At 55.2% G+C, this 5,372-nt stretch carries 3 rRNA genes; all 3 read right to left on the bottom strand.

The features are described from left to right. Positions 1–34 precede the first annotated feature (34 nt). Positions 35–151, bottom strand: a 5S ribosomal RNA gene (gene rrf / locus ACT3SQ_RS18815). A gap of 120 nt (positions 152–271) precedes the next feature. Further along, positions 272–3,337, bottom strand: a 23S ribosomal RNA gene (locus ACT3SQ_RS18810). A gap of 376 nt (positions 3,338–3,713) precedes the next feature. Then, positions 3,714–5,233 (bottom strand): 16S ribosomal RNA (locus tag ACT3SQ_RS18805). The 16S, 23S and 5S rRNA genes sit together here, the layout of an rRNA operon. Positions 5,234–5,372: the final 139 nt, after the last annotated feature.

Here is a 5,372-nt window from a genome sequence, read left to right as displayed (position 1 = left end):
AGGGTCTCAAGCTCACTCCCACTCCCACAAAGATGTCCGGCGGCGACCTACTCTCCCACACCCTCCCGAGTGCAGTACCATCGGCGCAATCGAGCTTAGCTTCCGGGTTCGGAATGGAACCGGGCGTTTCCTCGACGCTATGACCGCCGTAACACAATGAGACAACCAGACCACCAGAACACCAACCCCTCAAAAAGAGAGCCGACGTTCTGAGGAGTTGTTCCTCGAGAACCGCACAGTGGACGCAAACACGCATAAACAATAAAAATGTTGTAGTAAGTCATCAGCCATTAGTACCAGTCAGCTCCACACATTGCTGTGCTTCCACATCTGGCCTATCAACCCAGTCATCTACTGGGGGCCTCTCACACCCGAAGGTGTATGGATATCTCATCTCGAAGCAGGCTTCCCGCTTAGATGCTTTCAGCGGTTATCCCTTCCCGACGTAGCCAACCAGCCATGCCCTTGGCAGAACAACTGGCACACCAGAGGTCAGTCCATCCCGGTCCTCTCGTACTAGGGACAGGACTTCTCAAATATCCAACGCGCGCAGCGGATAGGGACCGAACTGTCTCACGACGTTCTAAACCCAGCTCGCGTACCGCTTTAATGGGCGAACAGCCCAACCCTTGGGACCAACTCCAGCCCCAGGATGCGACGAGCCGACATCGAGGTGCCAAACCATGCCGTCGATATGAGCTCTTGGGCAAGATCAGCCTGTTATCCCCGGGGTACCTTTTATCCGTTGAGCGACACCCATTCCACAATGAGGTGCCGGATCACTAGTTCCTGCTTTCGCACCTGCCCGACATGTCTGTCTCGCAGTCAAGCTCCCTTGTGCACTTACACTCAACACCTGATTGCCAACCAGGCTGAGGGAACCTTTGAGCGCCTCCGTTACTCTTTAGGAGGCAACCGCCCCAGTTAAACTACCCATCAGACACTGTCCCTGATCCGGATCACGGACCGAGGTTAGGAATCCAAAACGACCAGAGTGGTATTTCAACAATGACTCCACACTCACTGGCGTGAATGCTTCCAAGTCTCCCACCTATCCTACACAAGCCGTTCCGAACACCAATATCAAACTATAGTAAAGGTCCCGGGGTCTTTCCGTCCTGCTGCGCGTAACGAGCATCTTTACTCGTAATGCAATTTCGCCGAGTTCGCGGTTGAGACAGTGGAGAAGTCGTTACGCCATTCGTGCAGGTCGGAACTTACCCGACAAGGAATTTCGCTACCTTAGGATGGTTATAGTTACCACCGCCGTTTACTGGGGCTTAAATTCTCAGCTTCGACACCGAAGTGTCTAACCGGTCCTCTTAACCTTCCAGCACCGGGCAGGCGTCAGTCCGTATACAGCGTCTTACGACTTCGCACGGACCTGTGTTTTTAGTAAACAGTCGCTTCTCCCTGGTCTCTGCGGCCCTCACCGCTCTCACGGTTCGGGCCCCCCTTCTCCCGAAGTTACGGGGGCATTTTGCCGAGTTCCTTAACCACGATTCTCTCGAACGCCTCGGTATTCTCTACCTGATCACCTGAGTCGGTTTAGGGTACGGGCGACCGTATTCGTCACGCCGGAACTTTTCTTGGCAGTACAGGATCACTCACCTACGCCCATACGGGATCCCCATCACGTCTGACCCTTAATGACCCCAGCATTACCCGGGGTCGGGCTGCACGCTTAGACGGACTATTCCATTAAGTCCGCGGAAGCTACCTCTCTGCGTCATTCCTCGCGCTGACCTACTACAACCTTGGTTCCCAGCCTCGTCAACCTCCACACCCCGAAGGGCATGGGGAAAACTCGGGTGGTTAGCATCGACTGCCTCGGTATGGGTCCTCCTACGATCGGTTCGGGAATATCAACCCGATGTCCATCGACTACGCCTGTCGGCCTCGCCTTAGGTCCCGACTAACCCAGGGCGGATAAACCTGGCCCTGGAACCCTTGATCAATCGGCGGACGGGTTTCTCACCCGTCTTTCGCTACTCATGCCTGCATTCTCACTCGTACAGCCTCCACCACTGGGTTCCCCCGCGGCTTCGCTGGCTGCACGACGCTCCCCTACCCATCCAGCCACAAGGACTGAATGACACAGCTTCGGCGGTGTGCTTGAGCCCCGCTAAATTGTCGGCGCAGAATCACTTGACCAGTGAGCTATTACGCACTCTTTCAAGGGTGGCTGCTTCTAAGCCAACCTCCTGGTTGTCTCAGCAACTCCACATCCTTTTCCACTTAGCACACGCTTAGGGGCCTTAGCTGATGTTCTGGGCTGTTTCCCTCTCGACTATGAAGCTTATCCCCCACAGTCTCACTGCTGCGCTCTAGCGTACCGGCATTCGGAGTTTGGCTAAGGTCAGTAACCCGGTGGGGCCCATCGCCTATCCAGTGCTCTACCTCCGGTACGGAACACGCAACGCTGCACCTAAATGCATTTCGGGGAGAACCAGCTATCACGAAGTTTGATTGGCCTTTCACCCCTATCCACAGGTCATCCCCTCCATTTTCAACTGAAGTGGGTTCGCGCCTCCACGCGGTCTTACCCGCGCTTCACACTGCCCATGGATAGATCACTTCGCTTCGGGTCTAGAGCCGGCGACTGAACGCCCCGTTCAGACTCGCTTTCGCTACGGCTACCCCACACGGGTTAACCTCGCCACCGACCACTAACTCGCAGGCTCATTCTTCAAAAGGCACGCCGTCACCCCTAAAGGCTCCGACGGATTGTAAGCACACGGTTTCAGGTACTATTTCACTCCCCTCCCGGGGTGCTTTTCACCTTTCCCTCACGGTACTTGTCCGCTATCGGTCAAGAGGTAGTATTTAGGCTTACCAGGTGGTCCTGGCAGATTCACACCAGATTTCACGGGTCCGGTGTTACTTGGGAACAGCATCGCGCCGTACATCGATTTCGTCTACGGGGGTCACACCCTCTACGCCGTCGCACTCAACACGACTTCGACTATCGCTATACGTCCACGCCGAGCTGCCGGCAGACAGCCCTGATACGTCCCACAACCCCCAACCTGCAACCCCTGCCGGGTATCACACAGACCAGGTTTAGCCTCATCCGATTTCGCTCGCCACTACTCACGGAATCACTTTTGTTTTCTCTTCCTGCGGGTACTGAGATGTTTCACTTCCCCGCGTTCCCTCCACACCGCCTATACATTCAGCGGTGGGTACCACGACATGACTCGTGGTGGGTTTCCCCATTCGGACATCCTCGGATCACAGTTCGGTTGTCAACTCCCCGAGGCTTAACGCAGACTCCCACGTCCTTCGTCGGCTCCTCTTGCCAAGGCATCCACCGTGTGCCCTTTAAAACTTACGGCAACACACAAAGACACAAAATCTTTAAAATTGCTTACAAGATGCTCGCGTCCACTATGCAGTTCTCAAGAAACAACCCCACACCAACCCCACCCACGCATTCGCGCCAGGCAAGATCAGGGAGGACCAGCCACACACCCCAAAAAAGACCCTCCCGAAGGACGGTCCCGTTGGGGCTGCGTGCAGCCTCACAACCCAATAGCGTGTCTCCACCTCAAACCACCCAGCACACCCGCTTTCCACACCCCCAAAAGGAGCGGTACTCACAAGCCATGCCAGCTGATGAAGCGCCTATTCGTTGATGTTCCACCCTTGAGCAACCACCCCCACCACACTCGGGCAGGAAAATGGCCACCATAATTGGTGATGCTCCTTAGAAAGGAGGTGATCCAGCCGCACCTTCCGGTACGGCTACCTTGTTACGACTTAGTCCCAATCACCGATCCCACCTTCGACAGCTCCCTCACGAGGATGGGCCACTGGCTTCGGGTGTTACCGACTTTCGTGACTTGACGGGCGGTGTGTACAAGGCCCGGGAACGTATTCACCGCAGCGTTGCTGATCTGCGATTACTAGCGACTCCGACTTCATGGGGTCGAGTTGCAGACCCCAATCCGAACTGAGGCCGGCTTTTTGGGATTCGCTCCACCTCACAGTTTCGCAACCCATTGTACCGACCATTGTAGCATGCTTGAAGCCCAAGACATAAGGGGCATGATGATTTGACGTCGTCCCCACCTTCCTCCGAGTTGACCCCGGCAGTCTCCTATGAGTCCCCACCATGACGTGCTGGCAACATAGAACGAGGGTTGCGCTCGTTGCGGGACTTAACCCAACATCTCACGACACGAGCTGACGACAACCATGCACCACCTGTGCACCAGTCCGAAGAAAACCACATCTCTGCAGTCGCCCGGTGCATGTCAAGCCTTGGTAAGGTTCTTCGCGTTGCATCGAATTAATCAGCATGCTCCGCCGCTTGTGCGGGCCCCCGTCAATTCCTTTGAGTTTTAGCCTTGCGGCCGTACTCCCCAGGCGGGGCACTTAATGCGTTAGCTACGACGCGGAAAACGTGGAATGTCCCCCACATCTAGTGCCCAACGTTTACGGCATGGACTACCAGGGTATCTAATCCTGTTCGCTACCCATGCTTTCGCTCCTCAGTGTCAGTAATGGCCCAGAGACCTGCCTTCGCCATCGGTGTTCTTCCTGATATCTGCGCATTTCACCGCTACACCAGGAGTTCCAGTCTCCCCTACCACACTCTAGCCTGCCCGTACCCACCGCACGCCCGAGGTTGAGCCTCGGGTTTTCACGGCAGACGCGACAAGCCACCTACGAGCTCTTTACGCCCAATAATTCCGGACAACGCTTGCGCCCTACGTATTACCGCGGCTGCTGGCACGTAGTTAGCCGGCGCTTCTTCTGCAGGTACCGTCACTTTCGCTTCTTCCCTACTGAAAGAGGTTTACAACCCGAAGGCCGTCATCCCTCACGCGGCGTCGCTGCATCAGGCTTTCGCCCATTGTGCAATATTCCCCACTGCTGCCTCCCGTAGGAGTCTGGGCCGTGTCTCAGTCCCAGTGTGGCCGGTCGCCCTCTCAGGCCGGCTACCCGTCATCGTCTTGGTGAGCCATTACCTCACCAACAAACTGATAGGCCGCGAGTCCATCCCTCACCGATAAATCTTTCCAACAACCACCATGCGGTAGAAGTTCATATCCGGTATTAGCCACGATTTCCCGAGGTTATCCCGAAGTGAGGGGCAGGTTACTCACGTGTTACTCACCCGTTCGCCACTAATCAGGTAGTGCAAGCACCACCGTCATCGTTCGACTTGCATGTGTTAAGCACGCCGCCAGCGTTCGTCCTGAGCCAGGATCAAACTCTCCATGAAAAAACATGAAAAACAGTATCCTGACAACATAAACAAACAACCAGCATATAACTGCTGTATCATCCGTATTATAATTGCCATTCAAAATAATGGCATCAACAAACAGACACGCTATTGAGATATCAAGCAACACGCGCAC

The organism is Brachybacterium sp. AOP42-C2-15, assembly GCF_052377065.1.
Lineage (GTDB): Bacteria > Actinomycetota > Actinomycetes > Actinomycetales > Dermabacteraceae > Brachybacterium.
Note: the sequence above shows the minus strand (reverse complement) of the source record. Positions and strands in the feature narration are given on the sequence as shown.